This window comes from Actinomadura chokoriensis, assembly GCF_039529475.1.
Lineage (GTDB): Bacteria > Actinomycetota > Actinomycetes > Streptosporangiales > Streptosporangiaceae > Spirillospora > Spirillospora bangladeshensis.
Genome location: NZ_BAAAMW010000033.1, coordinates 1 through 19,874 on the forward strand (window position 1 = coordinate 1; position 19,874 = coordinate 19,874).

General features: G+C 73.3%; 19 protein-coding genes. 6 read left to right on the forward strand and 13 right to left on the reverse strand.

Annotated features, from left to right (window positions below; genetic code table 11):
- Window positions 1–601 precede the first annotated feature (601 nt).
- On the reverse strand, window positions 602–823 hold the full coding sequence (locus tag ABFX46_RS39195) for a hypothetical protein (protein WP_346049071.1): 222 nt from the start codon (window positions 821–823) through the stop codon (window positions 602–604).
- Window positions 820–1,074: a hypothetical protein gene (locus ABFX46_RS39200; RefSeq protein WP_346049072.1), complete on the reverse strand. Its 255-nt coding sequence runs from the start codon at window positions 1,072–1,074 to the stop codon at window positions 820–822. The genes ABFX46_RS39195 and ABFX46_RS39200 overlap by 4 nt, the downstream gene beginning before the upstream one ends.
- 115 nt (window positions 1,075–1,189) lie before the next feature.
- On the opposite strand from ABFX46_RS39200, the gene ABFX46_RS39205 reads away from it, so the two are divergent.
- The gene (locus tag ABFX46_RS39205) at window positions 1,190–1,441 is read left to right on the forward strand and encodes a GntR family transcriptional regulator (RefSeq protein WP_346049073.1); all 252 of its coding nucleotides are present in this window, start codon (window positions 1,190–1,192) and stop codon (window positions 1,439–1,441) included.
- 381 nt (window positions 1,442–1,822) lie between these two features.
- Here ABFX46_RS39205 and ABFX46_RS39210 read toward each other — a convergent pair whose 3' ends face one another.
- Window positions 1,823–1,987, reverse strand: a complete 165-nt coding sequence (locus ABFX46_RS39210; protein ID WP_346049074.1) for a hypothetical protein — start codon at window positions 1,985–1,987, stop codon at window positions 1,823–1,825.
- The gene (locus tag ABFX46_RS39215; RefSeq protein WP_346049075.1) at window positions 1,984–2,589 is read right to left on the reverse strand and encodes a hypothetical protein; all 606 of its coding nucleotides are present in this window, start codon (window positions 2,587–2,589) and stop codon (window positions 1,984–1,986) included. The genes ABFX46_RS39210 and ABFX46_RS39215 overlap by 4 nt, the downstream gene beginning before the upstream one ends.
- Before the next feature lie 169 nt (window positions 2,590–2,758).
- Here ABFX46_RS39215 and ABFX46_RS39220 point away from each other — a divergent pair, with 169 nt between their 5' ends.
- Window positions 2,759–2,929 (forward strand): hypothetical protein, encoded by a 171-nt coding sequence (locus ABFX46_RS39220; protein WP_346049076.1) that lies wholly within the window; start codon window positions 2,759–2,761, stop codon window positions 2,927–2,929.
- A gap of 204 nt (window positions 2,930–3,133) precedes the next feature.
- Here the strand turns inward: ABFX46_RS39220 and ABFX46_RS39225 are convergent, their stop codons facing one another.
- On the reverse strand, window positions 3,134–3,943 hold the full coding sequence (locus ABFX46_RS39225; protein WP_346049077.1) for an enoyl-CoA hydratase/isomerase family protein: 810 nt from the start codon (window positions 3,941–3,943) through the stop codon (window positions 3,134–3,136).
- Between the two features lie 250 nt (window positions 3,944–4,193).
- Here ABFX46_RS39225 and ABFX46_RS39230 point away from each other — a divergent pair, with 250 nt between their 5' ends.
- Window positions 4,194–6,329, forward strand: coding sequence for a DEAD/DEAH box helicase (locus tag ABFX46_RS39230; RefSeq protein ID WP_346049078.1), 2,136 nt, complete (start codon window positions 4,194–4,196; stop codon window positions 6,327–6,329).
- A 29-nt stretch (window positions 6,330–6,358) separates the two neighbouring features.
- Here ABFX46_RS39230 and ABFX46_RS39235 read toward each other — a convergent pair whose 3' ends face one another.
- Window positions 6,359–7,186 carry an alpha/beta fold hydrolase gene (locus ABFX46_RS39235; RefSeq protein WP_163055374.1) on the reverse strand — a complete coding sequence of 276 codons (828 nt, stop codon included), beginning with the start codon at window positions 7,184–7,186 and terminating at the stop codon, window positions 6,359–6,361.
- A 188-nt stretch (window positions 7,187–7,374) separates the two neighbouring features.
- On the opposite strand from ABFX46_RS39235, the gene ABFX46_RS39240 reads away from it, so the two are divergent.
- Window positions 7,375–7,767: an OsmC family protein gene (locus ABFX46_RS39240; RefSeq protein ID WP_346049079.1), complete on the forward strand. Its 393-nt coding sequence runs from the start codon at window positions 7,375–7,377 to the stop codon at window positions 7,765–7,767.
- Between the two features lie 20 nt (window positions 7,768–7,787).
- Here the strand turns inward: ABFX46_RS39240 and ABFX46_RS39245 are convergent, their stop codons facing one another.
- Window positions 7,788–9,389, reverse strand: coding sequence for an alpha/beta hydrolase (locus ABFX46_RS39245; protein WP_346049080.1), 1,602 nt, complete (start codon window positions 9,387–9,389; stop codon window positions 7,788–7,790).
- Between the two features lie 241 nt (window positions 9,390–9,630).
- On the opposite strand from ABFX46_RS39245, the gene ABFX46_RS39250 reads away from it, so the two are divergent.
- The gene (locus ABFX46_RS39250; RefSeq protein ID WP_346049081.1) at window positions 9,631–10,509 is read left to right on the forward strand and encodes a phosphatase PAP2 family protein; all 879 of its coding nucleotides are present in this window, start codon (window positions 9,631–9,633) and stop codon (window positions 10,507–10,509) included.
- A gap of 58 nt (window positions 10,510–10,567) precedes the next feature.
- On the opposite strand, the gene ABFX46_RS39255 is transcribed toward ABFX46_RS39250, so the two are convergent.
- The 5 genes from ABFX46_RS39255 to ABFX46_RS39275 form a co-directional block, all read right to left on the reverse strand.
- A complete protein-coding gene (locus tag ABFX46_RS39255) occupies window positions 10,568–13,612 on the reverse strand; it encodes a bifunctional [glutamine synthetase] adenylyltransferase/[glutamine synthetase]-adenylyl-L-tyrosine phosphorylase (RefSeq protein ID WP_346049082.1) in 3,045 nt (1,014 codons plus the stop codon).
- Between the two features lie 28 nt (window positions 13,613–13,640).
- On the reverse strand, window positions 13,641–15,002 hold the full coding sequence (locus ABFX46_RS39260; RefSeq protein WP_131938446.1) for a glutamine synthetase family protein: 1,362 nt from the start codon (window positions 15,000–15,002) through the stop codon (window positions 13,641–13,643).
- 150 nt (window positions 15,003–15,152) lie between these two features.
- Window positions 15,153–15,950: an amino acid ABC transporter ATP-binding protein gene (locus tag ABFX46_RS39265; protein WP_346049083.1), complete on the reverse strand. Its 798-nt coding sequence runs from the start codon at window positions 15,948–15,950 to the stop codon at window positions 15,153–15,155.
- The gene (locus ABFX46_RS39270) at window positions 15,947–16,816 is read right to left on the reverse strand and encodes an amino acid ABC transporter permease (RefSeq protein WP_346049084.1); all 870 of its coding nucleotides are present in this window, start codon (window positions 16,814–16,816) and stop codon (window positions 15,947–15,949) included. Before ABFX46_RS39270 ends, ABFX46_RS39265 begins: the two co-directional genes overlap by 4 nt.
- A complete protein-coding gene (locus ABFX46_RS39275; protein ID WP_346049085.1) occupies window positions 16,774–17,598 on the reverse strand; it encodes a transporter substrate-binding domain-containing protein in 825 nt (274 codons plus the stop codon). The genes ABFX46_RS39270 and ABFX46_RS39275 overlap by 43 nt, the downstream gene beginning before the upstream one ends.
- Window positions 17,599–17,793: 195 nt before the next feature.
- Between ABFX46_RS39275 and ABFX46_RS39280 the strand changes: the two genes are divergently transcribed.
- Window positions 17,794–18,795 (forward strand): terpene synthase family protein, encoded by a 1,002-nt coding sequence (locus ABFX46_RS39280; protein WP_346049086.1) that lies wholly within the window; start codon window positions 17,794–17,796, stop codon window positions 18,793–18,795.
- A 92-nt stretch (window positions 18,796–18,887) separates the two neighbouring features.
- Here ABFX46_RS39280 and ABFX46_RS39285 read toward each other — a convergent pair whose 3' ends face one another.
- On the reverse strand, window positions 18,888–19,856 hold the full coding sequence (locus ABFX46_RS39285) for an ArsR/SmtB family transcription factor (RefSeq protein ID WP_346049087.1): 969 nt from the start codon (window positions 19,854–19,856) through the stop codon (window positions 18,888–18,890).
- Between the last annotated feature and the right edge of the window lie 18 nt (window positions 19,857–19,874).

Consider the following 19,874-nt stretch of genomic DNA (forward strand, 5'->3'; position numbering starts at 1 on the left):
CGTCAACCTCGCCGCTCGGTGTGGGCATCTCCGCACCGCAGGGGAAGCAAGGTCGGCAGCCCGGTCGGTCACCCGAGGCCGACCACAGCGCAGACGGCGACCTGCGTCCCGGCTCCCGCATCACACAGTGTGACGGCAGCGCCCGAAGCATGATCGCCGCAGGGGTAGCGGAGTGTGATGGGGGCGAGAGCGATCACCGCAAGCGTCACCAAACGTGACCAGAGACGAGCAACGCTCTGACCTGCACAAATGCGATTGACCTGCGAGGATGCCGAGAGTTTTGAGTCGCTGACCTGCAAAGACCCAAACCACGGTCGCCCTATTCTCTCCCCGTCACTCAGGGTAACGGCCTTACTGGACCGAACTCCGACTTGCCTCAATTAGCGACCCCCGTGATCGTCACACTCTGTGACACTGCTCGATCATGGTCCCGCTATCGACCGGACTCGCACGGAGCCGATTTAGCGGCCCGATGATCACGCCCCGGCGTCACGCTGCGTGTCCCTTCTCCCTGCCGTCCGAGGTTGCCGAGCAACCCTCTGACCTGCGCAAACAGACCACACCCCCGGCCTCCCGCGCAGGCAACCGGGGGTGTGGCGTCTCAGGGGCGCAGGAACCGCGCCGCGACGGCCGGCGGCTCGGCCCGCGGCGCGAACACCTGTTTGACCCGCCCGCGGCTGTGGCCGCGCCACCAGCCGGGCGAGCCCTTCACGGTGTAGAAGGCAGCGACCACGGGGCCGCCGTCCGGCTCGGCGATGATCCACACGCCGTGCTTGCCGGACAGCTCGTAGCCGTCGAGGTCGGGTGCCGCCTGCCCGGTCACAGCCGCCCCGTCCGGCCGTGCTCGTCGCGGGCGAGCAGGTGCCGCTCCATCAGCTCGTCGCGGGCCTGGTCGATCACACGGCGGATCCGGACGCCGACGCAGTTCATGAACAGCTCTTGCCAGTCGGAGTGTTCGAGCACGAGGTCGTGATCGGCGCGATGCACCGCCCGCCACCGGTCGCCGTCGAGCTCGAAGACGTCGAACTCTGGGATCTGGCGCGCAGGTTCGTGCGCGCGTCGTGGCTCTGTCACGGGGGACCCTCCCGAGGTTGCCGAACGTAACGGCACCGTACCCCTGGAGTCCCCTGGTACACCAGGGTGCACCGTACCTTGGAAGGGTTTCCCCTGGTCACGTAGCGTTTCGATCATGGCCATCGACCCCGACGACATCACCGCGCCGTGGCTGCAACTCGCCGAGATCCTGCGCGAGCGCATCCGCTCCGGCGAGTACGCGCCGGGCAAGCGCATGCCGTCGCTCATGGCGCTCGTCGAGGAGTTCGGCCTGAACGCCAAGACGGTGAAGAAGGCCGTGGACGCCCTGCGCGACGAGGGCCTCGTCGTCACCTCGCCCGGCCGCGGGACGTTCGTCCGCCCGGCCGCCGGCGACGAGCAGGAGTGACCTGGCAACCTGCGTTGCCGTGACGGCAAACGCGCAGGTCAGACCACCTGAGTTGAGCTGAACTATACGCAGGTCGTCCGCTCGACGGTCTCCCGCCACACCTCGGCGCGCTCCGGCTCGGGAACGCGAGCCAGCTCGCGAGCCTGTCCCTCGTTGGACGGGGCGGGGAGGCCAGCGCTGGTTACATTTGTAACCACGTCAGCAGCGGTGATGAGCTGGGACGCTCGGTGCCGATTGAACCCCCACCGCTCCCGGCAGTACTCCTCGAACGTCCCGAACTCGGCCCGGTACAGGCGGCCGTCGCGGACGCGAGAACGCCCCGAACCACCGGCCTCAAGGCGGTAGTTCAGGGCGTTCCATCCGTCTGCCGGACCGAACCGGCTACTTCACCGCTCGCAGGTGCGGGCGCCCGCGCCGCCGCTGCGACTCCCGGAGCACGTCGCCGAACAGGTCCGCGAGGATCTCCGACAGGCGCTCGATGCGGGCCTCGGCGCGCTCCAGGCGCTCGACCAGTTCGGCCGTGTCCGGCGTCTGCTGGCCGCTCACGCGTCCCCCCGCTCGATCTCGGCGACCAGGTCGGCGCAGCGGACGAGGGCGGTGTGCGCGTGCTCGGCGGCCCGCAGGATCATCTCCTCGTCGGCGGTCGGGCACGCGGCCGACAGGGCACGCAGGCCCTCGACGGTCGCCCGGACGGCGACGGTGAGACGCTCGTCGCGGACGTCCCCGAGGTCGCGCGACAGCATGGCCGCGAGGTCGTCGGCGCGTCGCGCGAGGTCGTGTCGCCGCGCCATGTCGCGCACCGACGCGACCTCGCCGTCCGGCCACGTCGCCGACTTCCCGGCCGTCGCGTCGTCGGCGGCGGGGGTCTCAGCAGCAATGACCCCCTGCTCGCCGTCAAGGGTGCGCACACTGTGCACCCCCTTCACGTCGGCGGGGGTGTCCACGACCGCGGACGCCCTCTCGTCTCCCAGGGCCTCCACGCTGTGGACCCCCTGCTCGTCGGGCGCCGTGGCCTCGGCGATGATGCTGCAGCAGTCGCCGCAGACGACCGCCGTCGAGCCGTCCGCGCGGACGAACTCGTGCGGTCCGGCCGACCAGTCGACCGGCTCGGCGCACGCGGCGCACAGCTCGATAGGATGCGTGTTCATGGCGGAGGACCCTTCTGCCTAGGCCCCGGCCGGTGTTGCAGTCACCGCGTCCGGGGCCGACCTGTTTCGGTATAGCTGCTGGCCATCCCGAATTACTGCCATTGCACAATATGCGCGTCACCTCGGACGCGTCAACCGGGGAAACCCCTGGTTCGCTAGGGTTGCTGCCATGGCAGAAAAGAAGCGCGGTCGCCCCGCGACGGGCAAGACTCCCAACCGCACTGTGCGGGTGCCTGATGCCGTCTGGAACGAGGCCAAGGAGAAGGCCGAAGCGGAGGGCAAGAACGTCTCGGACGTCGTCAACGACTGCCTACGGCGGTACCTGCGCAAGAAGGGGTAGGGCACATGCAGGGCACAGCGCACCCGGTATTGCCCGGTATCGCCCGGTAGTCCTCAGCATAGAAATCGCTGGTCAGGGCACATGCGTCCGGAGTTGCCGCAGGTAGCCGCCGCGCGGGCCGCAGATCTACGACATCTGATCGGCCGGACGAGCGCGCCGCCCCCGCTTCCCACGGGGGCGGCGCGCTCTTCCCGTCCCGGGGCGTCAGGGGGCGGTGGGCGGGGCGGACGGGAAGCGGGGCGCGCGCTTCTCGCGGAGGGCGGCGGCGCCCTCGACGACGTCGGGGCCGAGGAAGCCGAGCATCTCGTAGGCGGCGGACTGCTCGAAGATCGGCCCGGCCATCCGCAGCCAGCCGTTGAGGGCGCGCTTGGTCCAGCGGATCGCCGGCTGCGCGCCGGTCGCGAGGGTTTCGGCCACGCGCAGCGCCTCCGGCAGCACCTCCTCGCGCGGGACGGCCTTGCTGACCAGACCGATCCGCTCGGCCTCGGCGCCGTCGATCATCTCCCCCGTCATCAGGTAGTAGCGGGCCTTGGCCATGCCGGCGAGCAGCGGCCAGATGATCGCCGCATGGTCCCCGGCGGCGACGCCGAGCTTGACGTGCCCGTCGCCGATCCTGGCGTCCAGCGCGCAGACGGAGATGTCGGCGAGCAGTGCCACCACCGTCCCGGCGCCGACCGCGACCCCGTTGATCGCCGACACCACCGGCTTCTCGCAGTTGACGATGTTGTAGACGAGGTCGCTCATCTCCGACAGCATGTGCGACACGCGGTCGTGGTCGCCGATCATGCGCTCGACCATGCCGAGGTCGCCGCCGGCGGAGAACGCCCTCCCCGCCCCGGTCACCACCGCGACCCGGGTCTCGGGGTCGGCACCCACGTCCTTCCAGACGCGCGCCAGCTCGCCGTGCATGCCCTCGTCCGCGGCGTTGTACTTCTCGGGCCGGTCCATCGTGATCAGCAGGACGCCGTTGGCGCGCCGCTCGAACCGCAGCTGCTCGTATCCGGTGTAGTCCATCTCTTCCCTCGCCTGCTCTCGGGTCCGCGCGGTCACGAAGCCGGCCTCGTCGGACGCCGGGAACGCGCCACCGCGGCGACGCCGGCGGGCTCGGCCGACCGGCGGAACGGTATCGCCCGGCCGCCCGCCTCGCCCAGCCGGGCGGCGCGGGCGAGTGCCCGAACGGCGGCCCCGCGCGAATCGTCGGGGACGAGCGGGGATCGTCTCAGGGCGCTGGCATCATGTGGCGGGGCACGTGGTTGGGAGCGCGATGGCGGACGAGGCGAAGGACGTCCTTCGGGGCGGGTACGCGCTGCTCGGGGCCGCGCGCGACCTGATCGCCGACCACCGGCGGGCGCTCGCGGACGTGCACGCGGCGCTGGCACCGCTGCGGGCCGCGGCGGCGCGGGAGCAGCTCGGGTCGATCCCGCTCGCGCGGCTGAAGGACGTCACGGACGGCCGGCTGCGGCTCGGGCCGCTGGAGGACGCGGGGTTCGCCAGCGTCGCCGACGTCCTGGCGGCGACGCCGTACCGGCTCCAGCTGCTGCCGGGCATCGGGCCGCAGACCGCGCGGCAGCTCCACGCGGCGGCGGGCAGCCTGGCGGAGGCGGCGGAGCGGTCGGCGACGGTCCGGATCGACGTCGAGCGGCGCGACGCGGCCATGGCGCCCGTCGTCGTCGCGCTGCACCGGCTGGTCAACGCGGGGCCCGACCTGCCGCGCGCGCGGACCGCGGCCGAGGAGGTCGACGAGCGCTTCGCGCCGCTGGTCCACGACGCGCGGCCCGCCGGGTCGTGGTGGCGGCGGCTCATCGCCGGGCCGGCGAAGCGGGAGCGGGCGCGGCGGGCGATCGGCGAGCTGGCGGAGGCCCTGCGCGCCGAGGAGCGGCGGGACGCCCGGCTGCTGATCTCGCAGGCGTCGGTGGACCTGCTGCGCCCCGACGCCTCCCCCGACGAGGCGTGGATCGACTTCGAGCTGCGGGCGTCCGACTACCAGACCCTGCTGGCCGAGCTGGCGGCGCTGGACCCCGAGCGCGGCGCCGCCGAGGGGTTCCTGCCCGGCGACCTGGCGGCGCGGGTCAAGGCGCAGCCGCTCGACGACGCGTTCCGGCGGGTGTCGCTGCGCGGGTACCAGTCGTTCGGGGCCCGGTTCGCGCTCGTCCAGCGGCGGGTGATCCTGGGCGACGAGATGGGGCTCGGCAAGACGATCCAGGCGATCGCCGCGATCGCCCACCTGCGCGCCGAGGGGGCGACGCACTTCCTGGTGGCGTGCCCGGCGAGCGTGCTGATCAACTGGGTGCGGGAGATCGAGACGCGCAGCACGATGGCCGCGCACCCGCTGCACGGTCCGGGGCGCGCGGCGGCGCTGCGGAAGTGGGCCGGGGACGGCGGCATCGCCGTCACGACCCTCTCGACGCTGCACTCCCTGGACGTCCCGCCGGACCTGCGGGTCGGGATGTTCGTCGTGGACGAGGCCCACTACGCCAAGAACCACGAGACCCGCCGCGCGCAGGCCGTCGCGCGGTGGTGCCGGCGGACGGAGAACGTCCTGTTCCTGACCGGCACCCCGATGGAGAACCGGGTCGAGGAGTTCCGCAGCCTCGTCGCGCACCTGCGGCCCGAGGTGGCCGAGCGGGTCCGGCCGAGCGACGCGGCGATGGGGGCGCGGGCGTTCCGGTCGGCGGTCGCCCCCGTCTACCTGCGCCGCAACCAGCGGGACGTCCTCGTCGAGCTGCCCGAGGTCGTGCACGTGGACGAGCTGGAGGAGTTCAGCCGCGCCGACGCCGCCGCCTACCGGCGGGCGGTGGCGGACGGCAACTTCATGGCGATGCGCCGGGCCGCGTACGCCGTCCCGAAGAAGTCGGCGAAGCTCGACCGGCTGAGGGAGCTGGTGGACGAGGCCGCCGAGAACGACCTGAAGGTCGTGGTGTTCTCCTACTTCCGGGACGTCCTCGCCGCCGTCCGCGACGCGCTCGGCCCCGAGGCGCGCGGCCCGATCGCGGGCGACACCCCGGTGGCCCGGCGGCAGGAGATCGTGGACGCGTTCACCGCCGACCCCGGGCACGCCGTCCTGCTGGCGCAGATCCAGGCGGGCGGGGTCGGGCTCAACCTGCAGGCGGCGTCCGTGGTGATCCTCTGCGAGCCGCAGGTGAAGCCGACCATGGAGACGCAGGCGGTCGCCCGCGCCCACCGGATGGGGCAGGTGCGCACCGTGCAGGTGCACCGGCTGCTCACGCCGGGCAGCGTGGACGAGCGGATGCTGGAGATCCTCCAGGTCAAGAGCATGCTGTTCGACCAGTACGCGCGGCGCAGCGACCTGGCCGAGCAGACGCCGGACGCGGTGGACGTCTCCGAGCAGGCCCTCGCCCGGCAGATCGTCGCGGAGGAGCAGGAGCGGCTCGGGACCTGACCCCCGGGTCCCGAGCCGTCACCGGCGCGTCAGCTCCGGAGGAAGTCCAGCAGGTCCTGGGCGAAGCGCTCCTTGTAGCCGGGCACCAGCGCCAGGCCGTGCGAGCCGCCCTCGTACACCTTCAGCGTGGCGTCGGGCACGATCTCGGCGGACTTGCGGCCGGTGGCGTCGATCGGGACGATCTGGTCGTCGTCCCCGTGCACGATCAGCGTCGGGATGTCGAACCGGCGCAGATCCTCGGTGAAATCGGTCTCGGCGAACGCGGTCACGCAGTCGACGCCCGCCTTGACGCTCTCCTGCATCGCCATGAACCAGAACGCGTCCCGGTTGCCCTGGGTGGCGCTGGTGCCGGGCCGGTTCGTGCTGAAGAACGCCTCGGAGACGTCCTTCCAGAACTGCGACCGCTCGTTCAGGATGCCCTTCTTGATGTCCTCGAACGCCTGCGCGGGCACCCCCGCCGGGTTGGCGTCGCTCTGCATCATCAGCGGCGGGATCCCCGACAGCAGCACCGCCTTCGACACCCGGCTCGTCCCGTGCCGGCCGATGTAGCGGGCCACCTCCCCGGCGCCCATCGAGTGCGCGACGAGGACGACGTCCCACACGCCGAGCGCGTCGATCAGGTCGCTGAGGTCGTCGGCGAAGGTGTCGAAGTCGTAGCCCCGCCAGGGCTGGGACGAGCGGCCGTGCCCGCGGCGGTCGTGCGCGATGGCGCGGTAGCCGGCGTCGGCGACCGCCTTCAGGTGGTCGTCCCAGGCGTCGGCGTTCAGCGGCCACCCATGGCTGAAGATGACCGGCTGCCCCTGGCCCCAGTCCTTGTAGTAGAGCTCCGTGCCGTCGCGCGTCTTGATGTGGCCCATCGGTCCCCCCAGATCGATGATTCCGGATCTCCGGCGGCGCCCACGCGGCCGCCTTCAGGCGCCGGGTACCCCGTGGCCGGCGGTGAAACCCCGGGGCGGGGCCGGACGCATCGATGCCGGGCGGGGCGGGAAGAACGCGCCGGGACGCCGTGTTCAGGTGGCGACAGCGGACGATCAAAGGGGATGCCATGGCCGAGGTCAGGGTGGAGCGCACCGAGGACGGGTTCCAGGCCGTCAACGCGCGGGGCGCGCGGGTCGCCATCGGCGACGGCGACACCGAGGGCGTGTTCACTCCCGTGGAGCTGCTGCTGGCGGCGCTCGGCGGCTGCGAGCTGGTCACCGTCGAGCCGCTGACCGCGAAGCGCGGGCACCGGATGGCGCGGCTCGCCGCGACCGTCCAGGCCGACAAGGTCGCGACGAGCACGCTGGGCACGATCACGCTCACCTACGACGTCGAGCTCCCGGAGGGCGACGACGCGGCGGAGGACGTGCTGAAGGCCGTCGCCGCACGCGTCCACGAGCGGTACTGCACGGTCGGCGAGGCCCTCCGCGAGCCGAAGAAGGTCGAGCAGGTCGTCTGACCGCGCAGTCCGCGCCTGGTCTAGCCGCAGGTCGTGGACGGCGCGGGGAGACGGCCGTGCAGGAGGTAGGTGTCGACGGCCTCGCGGATGCACGGATTCCCGGTGTCGTAGGCGCCGTGCCCCTCCCCCTTGAGGGTGAGGAGCACGGCGCGCCCGCCGAGTTCCCGCACCAGCGCCGGCGCCCACGCGTACGGGGTGGCGGGGTCGCCGGTGTTGCCGACGACGAGGATCGGCGCGGCGGACGGGGCGGACACCTCGCGGGCCGCGCCGTCGCCCCGCGCCGGCCAGCCGGTGCACTGCAGCAGGCTCCACGCCATCGACGGGCCGAACACCGGCGACGCGCCGCGGAAGCTCGGCAGCAGCCGGCGGACGTCGGCGGCGGTGTAGCGGTCGGTGCTGTCCGCGCAGGTGATGGCGGTGTTGGCGGCGGACAGGTTGCTGTACGTCCCGTCCCCGGCGCGGCCGTTCTGGGCGTCGGCGAGCATCAGCAGCAGCGATCCGTCGCGGCGTTTCACCGCGTCCACCAGGCCCTGCGCGAGGTACGGCCAGGCGTCGCGCGAGTACAGCGCGGCGGCGACGCCGGTCGTGCCGAGGCTCTGGGTGAGCGTGCGGCCGGACGAGGTGGCGAGCGGCCTGCGGTCGAGCCCGGCGAGGATCCGCCCGACGGACGCGGTGACCGACGCGCGGTCCGTCCCGAGCGGGCAGGCCTCGCGTCCGAGCCGGGCGCAGGCGGCGGCGAAGTCGCCGAGGGCGCGCTGGAACGCGGCGGCCTGCTGGAGGGCGAGGTCGGCGCCGCTGATGCGGGTGTCCACGGCGCCGTCGAGGACGGCCCGGCCGACGCTGCCGGGGAACTGGTGGGCGTAGACGCCGCCGAGCCACGTGCCGTAGGAGACGCCGAAGTAGCGCAACTTCCCGTCGCCGAGCGCGATGCGGATCATCTCCATGTCGCGGGCGGCGTTCACGGTGCCGACGTGGGGCAGCAGCCCGCCGGAGCGGGCCGCGCAGCTCCGTGCGTAGCCGGCGCGGGCCCCGGTGAGCGCCGTCTCCTCGGCGGGGGTGTCGGGGCTGTCGTCCATGGCGGTGAGCGCGTCCATGCGCCGGCCGTCCACGCACCGCACGGCGGTGCTGCGGCCGACGCCGCGGGGGTCGAAGCCGATCAGGTCGTAGCGGGTGCGGAGGGCGGCGTACTCGCCGGCGACCCGGGCGAGCGTGTCGACGCCCGCGCCGCCGGGGCCGCCGAAGTTGAACAGCAGCGAGCCGATGCGGTGCCGCCGGTCGGTCGCCGGGATCCTGATGAGGGCGATGCCGATCGTCGCGCCGGACGGCCGCGCGTAGTCGAGCGGCACCCGGAGCGTCGCGCACCGGGCGGCGGCGGGCGGCGGCTTCCCGCCCGGCGGCGGGGACGGCAGCCCGGTGCAGCGCTTCCAGTTCAGCGGCGCGACGGCGGGCGAGGCGGCGGGTGCGACGACGGGCGAGGCGGGGGGCGTGCCGATCGCGGCGCGGGGGACGCCGGCGACCGTGCGCCCGTGCCCGGTCGTTCCCGAGAGGGAGATCAGTCCGGAAACGGCCAGCGCGGCGGCGGACACCACCGCAATGCCGGGTATGGCCCAGTACCTGGCCATTCGTCCCTCCGTTCGTGTCACGGGGGGCGATCGGGACCTACCCAGGGCCTCCTATGCTGACTCCTGATCAACTCCATAGGCTCCACACGAGGAGGGAAGCGCGGGGGGATCCGCCAGGCGTCCCCAAGGCCCTCCCCCGAAAGTCCGGATGCCGCATCAGGGTCGTACTACTCAAGGCTGAGATGAAGACCATTCAATGCGGTGATCTCATTCAGGGGGCCCTGAGGCAAAGATAGGTAGCATGGCTCAACCCGCCCCCCCAGCAGCCCGCAGAGGCCAGGCCGCCGCGCGGATGCGGCACCGGGTGCTCACCGCGCCCCCGGTCTGGCGTGAGCTTCTGCTGGTGGTCCTCTTCTACACCGGATATACGCTGACGCGCGTCGTGCTGGTTCAGGACGGCACGGGCCCGGCGTTCGCCCACGCGGAAGAGATCCTGCGCCTGGAGCGCGACCTGGGGCTGGACGTCGAGCTGCACCTCAACCACACGCTGCTGGCCGTGCCGTGGCTCGCGCGGACCGCCAACATCTTCTACGCCACGATGCACTTCATCGTGACGCTCGGCGTCGTCGTCTGGCTGTACCGCTACCGGCCGCAGCACTACCGGTGGCTGCGCACGTCCATCATGGTCGCCACCGGGGTGGCGCTGATCGGCTTCTGGCTGTACCCGCTCGCCCCGCCGCGGTTCCTGCACAGCGAGGGCTTCGTCGACCCGGTGACCGCGCTGCACTCGCTCGGCCTGTACGCCAGCGACGCGTCCGGAAGCCTCACCAACCAGTACGCGGCGATGCCCTCGATGCACGCGGGCTGGTCGCTGTGGTGCGGGGTCATCCTGGTCAGGCTGGCGACGCCGCTGTGGGCGAAGGCCCTCGGCGCGCTGTACCCCGCGACGACCGTGTTCGTGATCCTGTCGACCGCCAACCACTACGTACTGGACGCGGTGGCCGGGATGGCGCTGATCGGCGGCGCCCTGGCGGTGTCGTGGCTGCTCTATATGCGCTGCCCCGTCCCGATCCTGATCGCGCGGGCCCGCATCACCCACCGGCTCGCGCAGCGCGGCGGGCGCGGCGCGAGCCGCTCGGGGGCCGGATCCGCCGCCACCTGCCGCGCCGGGCGGCCCTGACCGGAGTACGCCTCCCGCGGTACGTACACCCCTGGTACTACAGGCGCACGCGGTGCGCTCACTCGGCGCCGTAGAACACGCGGTCGACGACGGCCCGCGCGCGGCGGGTGTGGCGGCGGTAGTCCTCCAGCAGGTCCCCCGGCGCCGGGTAGCCGAGGACGCGGGTGACGGCGCTGCGCTCGCGGTGGTGGTCGGTCGGCAGCAGGTCCGACGCGCGGCCCCGCACCAGCATGATCGCGCCCCTGATGCGGGTGGCCAGGCACCACGCCTCGGCGAGGACCTCGGCGTCGCCGGCGTCGAGCAGCCGGCCCGCGACGGCGGCGTCCAGCGCGTCCAGCGTGCGGGTGGTGCGCAGGCCGGGGACGTCGTGCGCGTGCTTGAGCTGGAGGATCTGCGCGACCCACTCGACGTCCGCGAGGCCGCCCGGCCCGAGCTTGGTGTGCAGCCGCCGCTCGACGCCGCGCGGCAGCCGCTCGGACTCCATCCGCGCCTTCAAACGGCGGATCTGCCGGACGGCGTCCTCGCCGATGCCGCCCTCCGGCCAGCGGACCGGGTCGATCAGCGCGCGGAACCGGTCGCGCAGCCCCGCGTCGCCGATCAGCGGGTCGGCGCGCAGCAGCGCCTGCGCCTCCCACGGCTCCGACCAGCGGGCGTAGTAGGCGGCGTAGGACGCGAGGGTGCGCACCAGCGGCCCCTGCCGGCCCTCCGGGCGCAGGTTCGGGTCGATCACCAGCGGCGGGTCGGGGGCGGGCAGCGCGAGCAGCCGGCGCAGCTCCTCGGCGACGGCGTGCGCGGCGCGCCCGGCGGCCGCCTCGTCCGCGCCGGGCGGCGGGTCGTGCACGAACATCACGTCGGCGTCGCTGCCGTAGCCGAGCTCGTGCCCGCCGAACCGGCCCATCGCGACGACCGCCACGCGGGTCGGCAGCGGCTCCCGCGCCTCCATCTCGATCTTGTGGACGGCGGCGGCCAGCGCGGCCTCGATCGTGACGGTGGCGATGCCGGTGAGGGCGTCCCCGACCGTCCGGACGTCGGCCAGGCCGAGCAGGTCGGCGACCGCGACCCGGAACAGCTCCCGGCGCCGCAGCCCGCGCACCACCCCGACGGCCTCCTCCGCCGACCGGCTCCCCTCGGCGGCGTCCTTCGGGGGCGCCCCTCCATACCGCCGGACCGCGGCCAGCGCCTCCGCGCGCAGCGCCTCCTCCGGACGCGGGGCGAGGTCGCCCTCGCCGCCGAGCAGCGCGACCGCCTCGGGGGCGCGCAGCAGCAGGTCGGTGGCGTAGCGGCTGGAGCCGAGCACCCACGCCATCCGCTCGGCGACGGTCACCTCGTCCCGCAGCAGCCGCAGGTACCAGGGCGTGGTGCCGAGCGCGTCGCTGACCTGCCGGAACCCGAGCAGGCCCGCGTCCGGGTCGGGGGCGTCGGCGAACCAGCCGAGCATCACCGGCAGCAGCGTCCGCTGGATCGCGGCGCGCCGCGACACGCCCGAGGTCAGCGCCTCGATGTGCCGGAGCGCGCCCGCCGGGTCGGCGTAGCCGAGCGCCTCCAGCCGGGTCCGGGCCGCCTCGGGGGTGAGCCGCGCCTCCTCCCCCGGAAGCCGCGCCACGGCCCGCAGCAGCGGCCGGTAGAACAGCTTCTCGTGGATGCGGCGGACCTCCCGCGCGTGCCGCCGCCACAGCGCGGTGAACTCCCCCACCGGGTCGGTGCGCAGGCCGAGGGCGCGGCCGAGGCGGCGCAGCCCGTCCGCCTCGTCCGGGACGAGATGGGTGCGGCGCAGCCGGTGCAGCTGGACGAGGTGCTCCACCCGCCGCAGGAACCGGTACGCCGACGTCAGCACCGCCGCGTCGTCGCGCCCGACGTAGCCGCCCCTCGACAGGGCGTCCAGGGCGTCGAGGGTGGCGCGGTCCCGCAGGGTCGCGTCGCCGCGGCCGTGCACGAGCTGGAGCAGCTGCACCGAGAACTCGACGTCGCGCAGCCCGCCCGGACCGAGCTTGAGCTGCCGCTCGGCGTCGGCGGTGCGCCGGTCCAGGTCGGTCTCGACGCGCCGCCGCATCGCCTGGACGTCCTCGACGAAGCTCTCGCCCTCGGCGGCCTTCCACACGATCGGGGTGACCATGTCGAGGTAGCGGGCGCCGAGCTCGGCGTCACCGGCGACCGGACGGGCCTTCAGCAGCGCCTGGAACTCCCACGTCTTGGCCCACCGCTCGTAGTAGGCGCGGTGGCTGGCGAGGGTCCGCACCAGCGGCCCGGCCTTGCCCTCGGGGCGCAGCGCCGCGTCGACCTCCCAGAGCGCGCCCTCCTCGGTGCTGGCCGAGCACGCCCGCATCATCGCCGACGCCAGCCGGGTCGCGGTGCGCAGCGCGGCGTCCTCGTCGTGCCCGTCCCGCGCTTCGGCCACGAAGATCACGTCGACGTCGCTGACGTAGTTCAGCTCGCGGCCCCCGGCCTTGCCCATGCCGATCACGGCGAGCCGGCACGTCCCGTGCTCGGGGACGCCGGCGCGCGCGATCGCGAGGCCCGCCTCCAGGGCGGCGGCGGCGAGGTCGGCCAGCTCGGCGGCGACCTCGGCGACGTCCGCCGAGCCGATCAGGTCGCGGCCGGCCAGCGCGAGCAGCCGGCGGCGGTAGGCGACGCGGAGCGCGGCGAGCGCGCCGTCGCCGCCGGCCACCGGCTCCGGCGCGGACGGGTCGGCGCCCACGGCGGCGAGCAGGTCGGCGCGGGGGTCCCCGTCCGGAGCGGCCGGGCCGTCGCGCAGCACCCGCCAGTGGTCCGGGTGCCGGGCCAGGTGGTCGCCGAGCGCGGCGCTCACCCCGAGCACCGCCGTCAGCCGCTCCCGCGTGCCCGGCTCGGCCGCGAGGGCCGTGCGCAGCCCGCCGCCGGCGCCGTGCTCGTCGGCGGACGCGAGGAGGCGCAGCAGCCCGTCCAGCGCGAGGTCGGGGTCGGCGGTGCCGCCGAGCGCGTCGAGGAGGTCGTCGCCGGGCCGGGACCCGGTGCCGCGCTCGGCGTCCCGCAGCAGCCACTCGGCCCGTGCCGCGTCGGTGAAGCCGAGCCGCGCGAGGCGCCCGGCGAGAGAGGAACGGCGTTCGGGCGTCCGCGACTCGGTCACAGCGTCAACCGTAGACCGGGCCGCCCCCTCAGAGCACCGCCAGGAGCCGCCTGCGCTCGAACTCGGTCACCTGCCGGCGGTAGTCCTCCCACTCCTGCCTCTTGTTGCGCAGGAAGAAGTCGAACACGTGCTCGCCGAGGACGTCCGCCATCAGCTCGCTGCGCTCCATCGCGTGGATCGCGTCGTCGAGGTCCTGCGGCAGCGGCTCGATGCCGAGGGCGCGCCGCTCGGCGACGGTCAGCGCCCAGACGTCGTCCTCGGCGCCCGGCGGCAGCTCGTAGCCCTCCTCGATGCCCTTCAGCCCGGCGCCGAGGATCGCCGCGAACGCCAGGTAGGGGTTCGCGGCCGTGTCCAGCGACCGGAACTCGATGCGGGTCGAGTGGCCCTTGTGCGGCTTGTACATCGGGACGCGGACGAGCGCCGACCGGTTGTTGTGCCCCCAGCAGATGTAGGACGGGGCCTCTCCCCCGGCGCCGGCGGCCGAGCCGACGTTGCCCCACAGCCGCTTGTAGGAGTTGACCCACTGGTTGCACACCGCGGTGATCTCCGCGGAGTGCCGCAGCAGCCCGGCGATGAACGCCCGCCCGACCTTGGACAGCTTGAATTCCGCGCCCGGCTCGTAGAAGGCGTTGCGGTCGCCCTCGAACAGCGACATGTGCGTGTGCATGCCCGAGCCGGGGTGCTCGGTGAACGGCTTCGGCATGAAGGACGCGTGCACGCCCTGCTCCAGCGCGACCTCCTTCATCACCAGCCGGAACGTCATGATGTTGTCGGCGGTGGTGAGCGCGTCGGCGTACCGGAGGTCGATCTCCTGCTGGCCCGGGGCGCCCTCGTGGTGGCTGTACTCCACCGAGATGCCCATCGCCTCCAGCATCATGATCGCGTTGCGCCGGAAGTCGTGCGCGGCGCTGTGCGGGGTGTGGTCGAAGTAGCCGCCGGCGTCCGCGGGCTCGGGCTCGCTGCCGTCCTCCGGCTTGTCGTTGAGCAGGAAGAACTCGATCTCGGGGTGGGTGTAGAAGGTGAACCCGAGATCGGCGGCCCGGCCCAGCGCCCGCTTCAGCACGTAGCGCGGGTCGGCGAAGCTCGGCGTCCCGTCCGGCATGAGGATGTCGCAGAACATCCGGCCCACGCCGGGCGACTCCGAGCGCCAGGGCAGCACCTGGAAGGTGGACGGATCGGGCTTGGCGATCATGTCGGCCTCGTACACCCGCGCGAAGCCCTCGATCGCCGACCCGTCGAAGCCGATGCCCTCGCCGAACGCGCCCTCCAGCTCGGCGGGGGCGACGGCCACCGACTTCAGGAACCCGAGCACGTCGGTGAACCACAGCCGGATGAAGCGGATGTCGCGCTCCTCCAGCGTGCGGAGCACGAACTCCTGCTGACGCTCCAAAGCCTTCTCCCTCGGTACTGCCCTGCCGGTGTCATCGGGGCGGGGGACGCATGCCGGCCGCGAGAGACGGTCCGGCTACCTCGCAGTATGCCCCGTCGCTGTTACCGCGACGTTACGTCCGGCCTTTCCCGCTCACGGGAAGATATCCGACTAGTCACCCTCCCCGATCCGCGCGGCGGCCGGATCGAGGACGCGGGACAGGAACGCCCGGGTCCGCTCGTGCGCCGGATCGGCGATCACGCGCTCCGGCGGGCCCTCCTCGACGACCACGCCGCCGTCCATGAACACCACCCGGTCGGCCACCTCACGGGCGAAGCTCATCTCGTGGGTGACGACGAGCATGGTCATCCCCGCCTCGGCGAGCGTGCGCATCACGCCGAGGACATCGCCGACCAGTTCGGGGTCGAGCGCGGACGTCGGCTCGTCGAACAGCATCACCTCCGGGCCCATCGCCAGCGCGCGGGCGATCGCCACGCGCTGCTGCTGCCCGCCGGACAGCTGCGCCGGGTAGGAGCCGACCTTGTCGGCCAGCCCCACCCGCTCCAGGTTCTCCCGCGCGATCCGCTCGGCCTCCGCCCTGTCCCGCTTCAGCACCTTCCGCTGCGCGATCATGACGTTGCCGAGGGCCGTCAGGTGCGGGAACAGGTTGAACGACTGGAACACCATGCCGATCCGGCGGCGGACGGCGTCGATGTCCACCTCCGGGTCGGTGACGGCGGCGCCGGCGACCCGGATCGTCCCCGCCGACGGCTCCTCCAGCAGGTTGACGCAGCGCAGCAGCGTCGACTTGCCGGACCCGGACGGGCCGATCACGCACACGACCTCGCCCGGTTCGACGTGGAAGTCGATGCCGCGCAGCACCTCGTTCGTCCCGAACGACTTGCGCAGCCCGGTGATCTCGATCGCGTTCGCCCCCGTGCCGGGGGTGGTCGTGTCGAGGGTCGTCATCGCTGCCCCCTGCGCTGCCGCGCCTCCAGCCGCCGGGCCAGCAGGCTCAGCGGGATCGTGATGAGCAGATAGCAGATCCCGGCCACGATGATCGGGGTGGTGTTGCCCTGCTCGCCCGCGAGGTCGCGGCCGAACTTGGTGAGCTCGCGCTGCTCCAGCGTGATGCCGAGGAACAGCACGAGCGAGGAGTCCTTGCAGAGCAGCACCAGCTCGTTCGTCAGCGGCGGGATGATGATCCGGAACGCCTGCGGGATGATGATCGACCGCATCGCGCGGGCGCGGGACATGCCGAGCGAGCGCGCCGCCTCCATCTGCCCCTTCGGGACGGCCTCGATCCCGGCCCGGATCGTCTCGGCCATGTACGCGGTCGCGGCGAGCCCGAGCGCCAGGCCCGCCTGCCCGGCGGCGCCGCCCGGGATGTTGGTGCCGGGGAAGGCCAGCGGCACGCCGACGCCCACGAAGATGAAGATCAGCAGCAGCGGCAGGCCGCGGAAGATCTCGATGTAGGTCGTGGCGAACCACCGGTACGGGGGGACGGACGACAGCCGCATCAGCGCCACGACCAGCCCGCCGCCGAGCCCGAGGCCGAAGCCGACCGCGGTGTACACGGCGGTGTTGCGCAGCCCGACCGTGATGATCTCGGGGAACAGGCTCTTCGCGACCTCCCAGTTCGCGAAGTTCAGCCGCAGGGTGCCCCAGTCGGCCAGCAGCACGACCAGGAGCACGACCAGCGCGAAGACGCCGTACTGGCCGCCGAGGGACAGCTGCCGGCGGCGCCGGCGGGACAGCCCGCCCGGCGCCGCCGCCCCGACCGGTTCCGCGGTCACGAGCCGCCGCCGGCGGCCGCGGGCATTGGACCGATCCACTTCTCGTAGATCTTCTTGTAGGTGCCGTCCGCCTTGGCCTGCGCGATGGCCTCGTTGGTGAGCTTCACCAGCGCGGGGTTGTGGCCCTTGCGCATCCACATGCCGTACTGCTCACCGGTGTTCAGGTTCGCGACGATCTCGAAGGCGGAGTTCGCCGGGTCCTTCAGCCAGCCCTTGACGACCGGGTCGTCCTGCACGATCACGTCGACCTGGCCGGTGCGCAGCCCGTTCAGCTCGGCGTTGGAGTTGTCGAACGAGCGCGGGTCGAAGCCCTTGCCCTTGACGTAGTCCTCACCGGTCGTGCCCGCCTGGGAGCCGAGCTTCAGCTTCTTGGACTTGACGTCGTCCAGCGAGGCGACGCCGCTGCCCTTCTTCGCCATCAGCGACTGGGTCGCGTCGAAGTAGGGGTCGGAGACGTCCATGAACTTCACCCGGTCGGGCTTGATCGTCATGCCGCCCATCTGGATGTCGCACTTGCCGGCGTTCAGCGCCGCCCCGGTCTTCATCGTCTCGAACGGGGTGTCGACGACCTTCTGCGTGACGCCGAGCTTCTTGGCGACGAGGTCGATGATGTCGACGTCGAAGCCGACGACCTTGCCGGTCTTCTTGTCCTCGGACTGGAACGGCGGGTAGGGCAGGTGGGTGCAGGACGTCAGCGCGCCCTTCTCGATGAGCTTCACGCCCTGCACGGTGGCGCCGTCGTCGCCGCCGCACGCGGTCGCCGTCAGCGCCAGGGCCGCCAGGCCCGCGCCCAGTGCCCATCGCACGGTCCCTCTGGACACTTTTCCTCCTGTTATGCACGTTGCTGATCACCGAACTATCGCACGTCGCGCCCGCGCCCGGCAGGGGCGGCCGGACGGGACGGACATGACCGCCCCCGGATATCGGTTTCCCGGAAATTGACGTGGCGATCATGGTCGCTCGACGAAGTGATCATTAGCGTGGACAGGGCCGTGGACATCTCTCTTCTTCTCTCGATGAGCGACCGGGTGCCCGCGCTGGCGACCCCGTCGGCCATGCACCCGGAGTCGTGGCGGCTGTGCGCGCAGGTGGAGGCCTGGGCCCGCGGCCGGGGCCTCGTGCTCGGGGACCCCGACACCTCGCCGCTCGGCCGGGCCCGCTGCGAGCGGCTCGCCGCCCGCGTCCTGCCGTCCGCCGACCTCGCCGGGGTGGACCTGCTCGCGCGCTGGCTGGTCTGGACGCTCGCGCTCGACGACACCATGGACCATCCGCCGCTCGCCGACAGCGGCAGCGCCGTGCACGCCCTGTACGACGACCTGCTGCGCGCGATGCGGCGCGGCCACGCCCGGCCGGGCGCGCGGCCGCTGGAGGCCGCGCTGGTGGAGCTGTGGCACGCCACGTCCAAGGACATGAGCCGCGACTGGCGGCGCAGGTTCATGCTGCAACTGGAGGCGCACCGGGACGGGTGCGCGGAGGAGTCGGTCAACCGGCGGATCCGGCACGTCCCGACGGAGGCGGAGTACGCGCCGCTGCGCCGCCGCGCGTGCGGGCCGTTCATGTACGACCTGGTCGAGCCGGTCCTCGGCGTCGAGCTGCCGGCCCGGCTGCTGCGCACGCCCCGCTGGAAGACCCTCGCCGACGGCGTCGCCGACGTCGTGGCCTGGTCCAACGACCTCGCCTCGCACGACCTGGAGTCGGCCCGCGGCGACGTCCACGACCTGCCCGCCGTGCTGGCCCGCACCCGCGGGCTCGACGCCGCGCAGGCCGCCGCCGCGGTCGCCGAGAAGATCGTCGACCGGCTGGAGGAGGCGTGGGCGGCGGCGCGGCGGCTGCCGGAGATGCTGGACCGGCTGGAGCTGACCGTCGCGCAGCGCGCCGCCGCCGCGCAGGTCGTGAAGGTGCTGCTGGACACGCCGCGCGCCCACCTGGACTGGCTCGCCGAGTCGGGCCGCTACGAGCGCGAGTCGGCGCCCGGCACCGGCCCGCCGCGCCTGGACGCGCTCGCCTCGCTCCGCTGACGCGCCCACCCCGTCGTTGATCTGCGGCGTGTTGTTGTTTTCAACGCGCTCATAACAACAACACGCCGCAGATCAACGGAGCCGGTGACCCGCTAGCCGCCGGCGAGGGCGTCGCCGGCGGGGGTGCGGACGTAGAGGACGCGGCGGCCCATGCGGTGTCCGGTGACGAGGCCGCACGCGCGCAGCACCCCGAGATGCTGGCTGACCGCGCCGGCCGTCACGCCGAGCCGCCGGGCCAGGTCGGTCGTCGAGGCGGGGCGGGCCAGCGCGGCGAGCAGTTCGGCGCGGCGCCGCCCGAGGAGCGCGGCGAGGGCGTCCGCCCTCGGCTCGTCCGGGCGGCCGCTCTCCCAGAGCGTCGCGACGCCGCGCGGCGGGTAGCTGAGCATCGGCTGGTAGGGCGGCACCATCACCGACACGTTCGGCCAGACGAACGCGCTCGGGACGAGCAGCAGCCCGCGTCCGGCCGGTTCGCCGCGGAAGGTCCAGCGGCGGTCGACGGTCAGCGTCCCGGCGCGCCAGGACACGGCCTCGTGCAGGTCTCCGAAGACCCCGGCGGCCCCTTCGGCGGCGAGCGCGCCCGCGCGGCGCAGGACCTCCCCCTCCAGCAGGTCGCGGACGCGCGGCCAGAACGGCTCCACCGCGACCTCCCAGTACCGTTCGAGCAGGCCGGCGAGCCGCTCCAGGGAGCGCGCGGGGTCGGCGGCCAGCGCCAGCCGGGCCGGCCCCGGCCGGTTCCCGCGCTCGGTCCAGCGCAGCTCGGCGGCGACGACCGCGGGCGGCGTCGCCCGGACGACCGCCAGTTCGGCGCCGAGGTCGGGCAGCGGGGTCCGCGGCGGCGGGGTGAGGAAGTCCGGGATGTAGCCGGCCGGCGGGACGACCGCGAACAGCGGCTCCAGGCCGAGCCCGCGCAGCCGCGGCCGGACGGTGCGCACCCACGGCAGGTGCAGCGCGTGCCCGGACGGGTCGGCGAGGACCCGCAGGCTGCGCACCAGCTCCCACAGCGGTGAGAACGCGAACCGGACGCGGGCCACGTCGTCCGGCGCGAGCACGAACTCGATCATTTAGTCCAGGCTAAATGA

Bases quoted from the DNA above. Each gene is read 5' to 3' on its own strand.
- ABFX46_RS39205 (WP_346049073.1), top strand. From the start codon at position 1,190: ATGGCCATCGACCCCGACGACATCACCGCGCCGTGGCTGCAACTCGCC.
- ABFX46_RS39215 (WP_346049075.1), bottom strand. From the start codon at position 2,589: ATGAACACGCATCCTATCGAGCTGTGCGCCGCGTGCGCCGAGCCGGTC.
- ABFX46_RS39220 (WP_346049076.1), top strand. From the start codon at position 2,759: ATGGCAGAAAAGAAGCGCGGTCGCCCCGCGACGGGCAAGACTCCCAAC.
- ABFX46_RS39225 (WP_346049077.1), bottom strand. From the start codon at position 3,943: ATGGACTACACCGGATACGAGCAGCTGCGGTTCGAGCGGCGCGCCAAC.
- ABFX46_RS39230 (WP_346049078.1), top strand. From the start codon at position 4,194: ATGGCGGACGAGGCGAAGGACGTCCTTCGGGGCGGGTACGCGCTGCTC.
- ABFX46_RS39235 (WP_163055374.1), bottom strand. From the start codon at position 7,186: ATGGGCCACATCAAGACGCGCGACGGCACGGAGCTCTACTACAAGGAC.
- ABFX46_RS39240 (WP_346049079.1), top strand. From the start codon at position 7,375: ATGGCCGAGGTCAGGGTGGAGCGCACCGAGGACGGGTTCCAGGCCGTC.
- ABFX46_RS39245 (WP_346049080.1), bottom strand. From the start codon at position 9,389: ATGGCCAGGTACTGGGCCATACCCGGCATTGCGGTGGTGTCCGCCGCC.
- ABFX46_RS39250 (WP_346049081.1), top strand. From the start codon at position 9,631: ATGGCTCAACCCGCCCCCCCAGCAGCCCGCAGAGGCCAGGCCGCCGCG.
- ABFX46_RS39265 (WP_346049083.1), bottom strand. From the start codon at position 15,950: ATGACGACCCTCGACACGACCACCCCCGGCACGGGGGCGAACGCGATC.
- ABFX46_RS39280 (WP_346049086.1), top strand. From the start codon at position 17,794: ATGAGCGACCGGGTGCCCGCGCTGGCGACCCCGTCGGCCATGCACCCG.
- ABFX46_RS39285 (WP_346049087.1), bottom strand. From the start codon at position 19,856: ATGATCGAGTTCGTGCTCGCGCCGGACGACGTGGCCCGCGTCCGGTTC.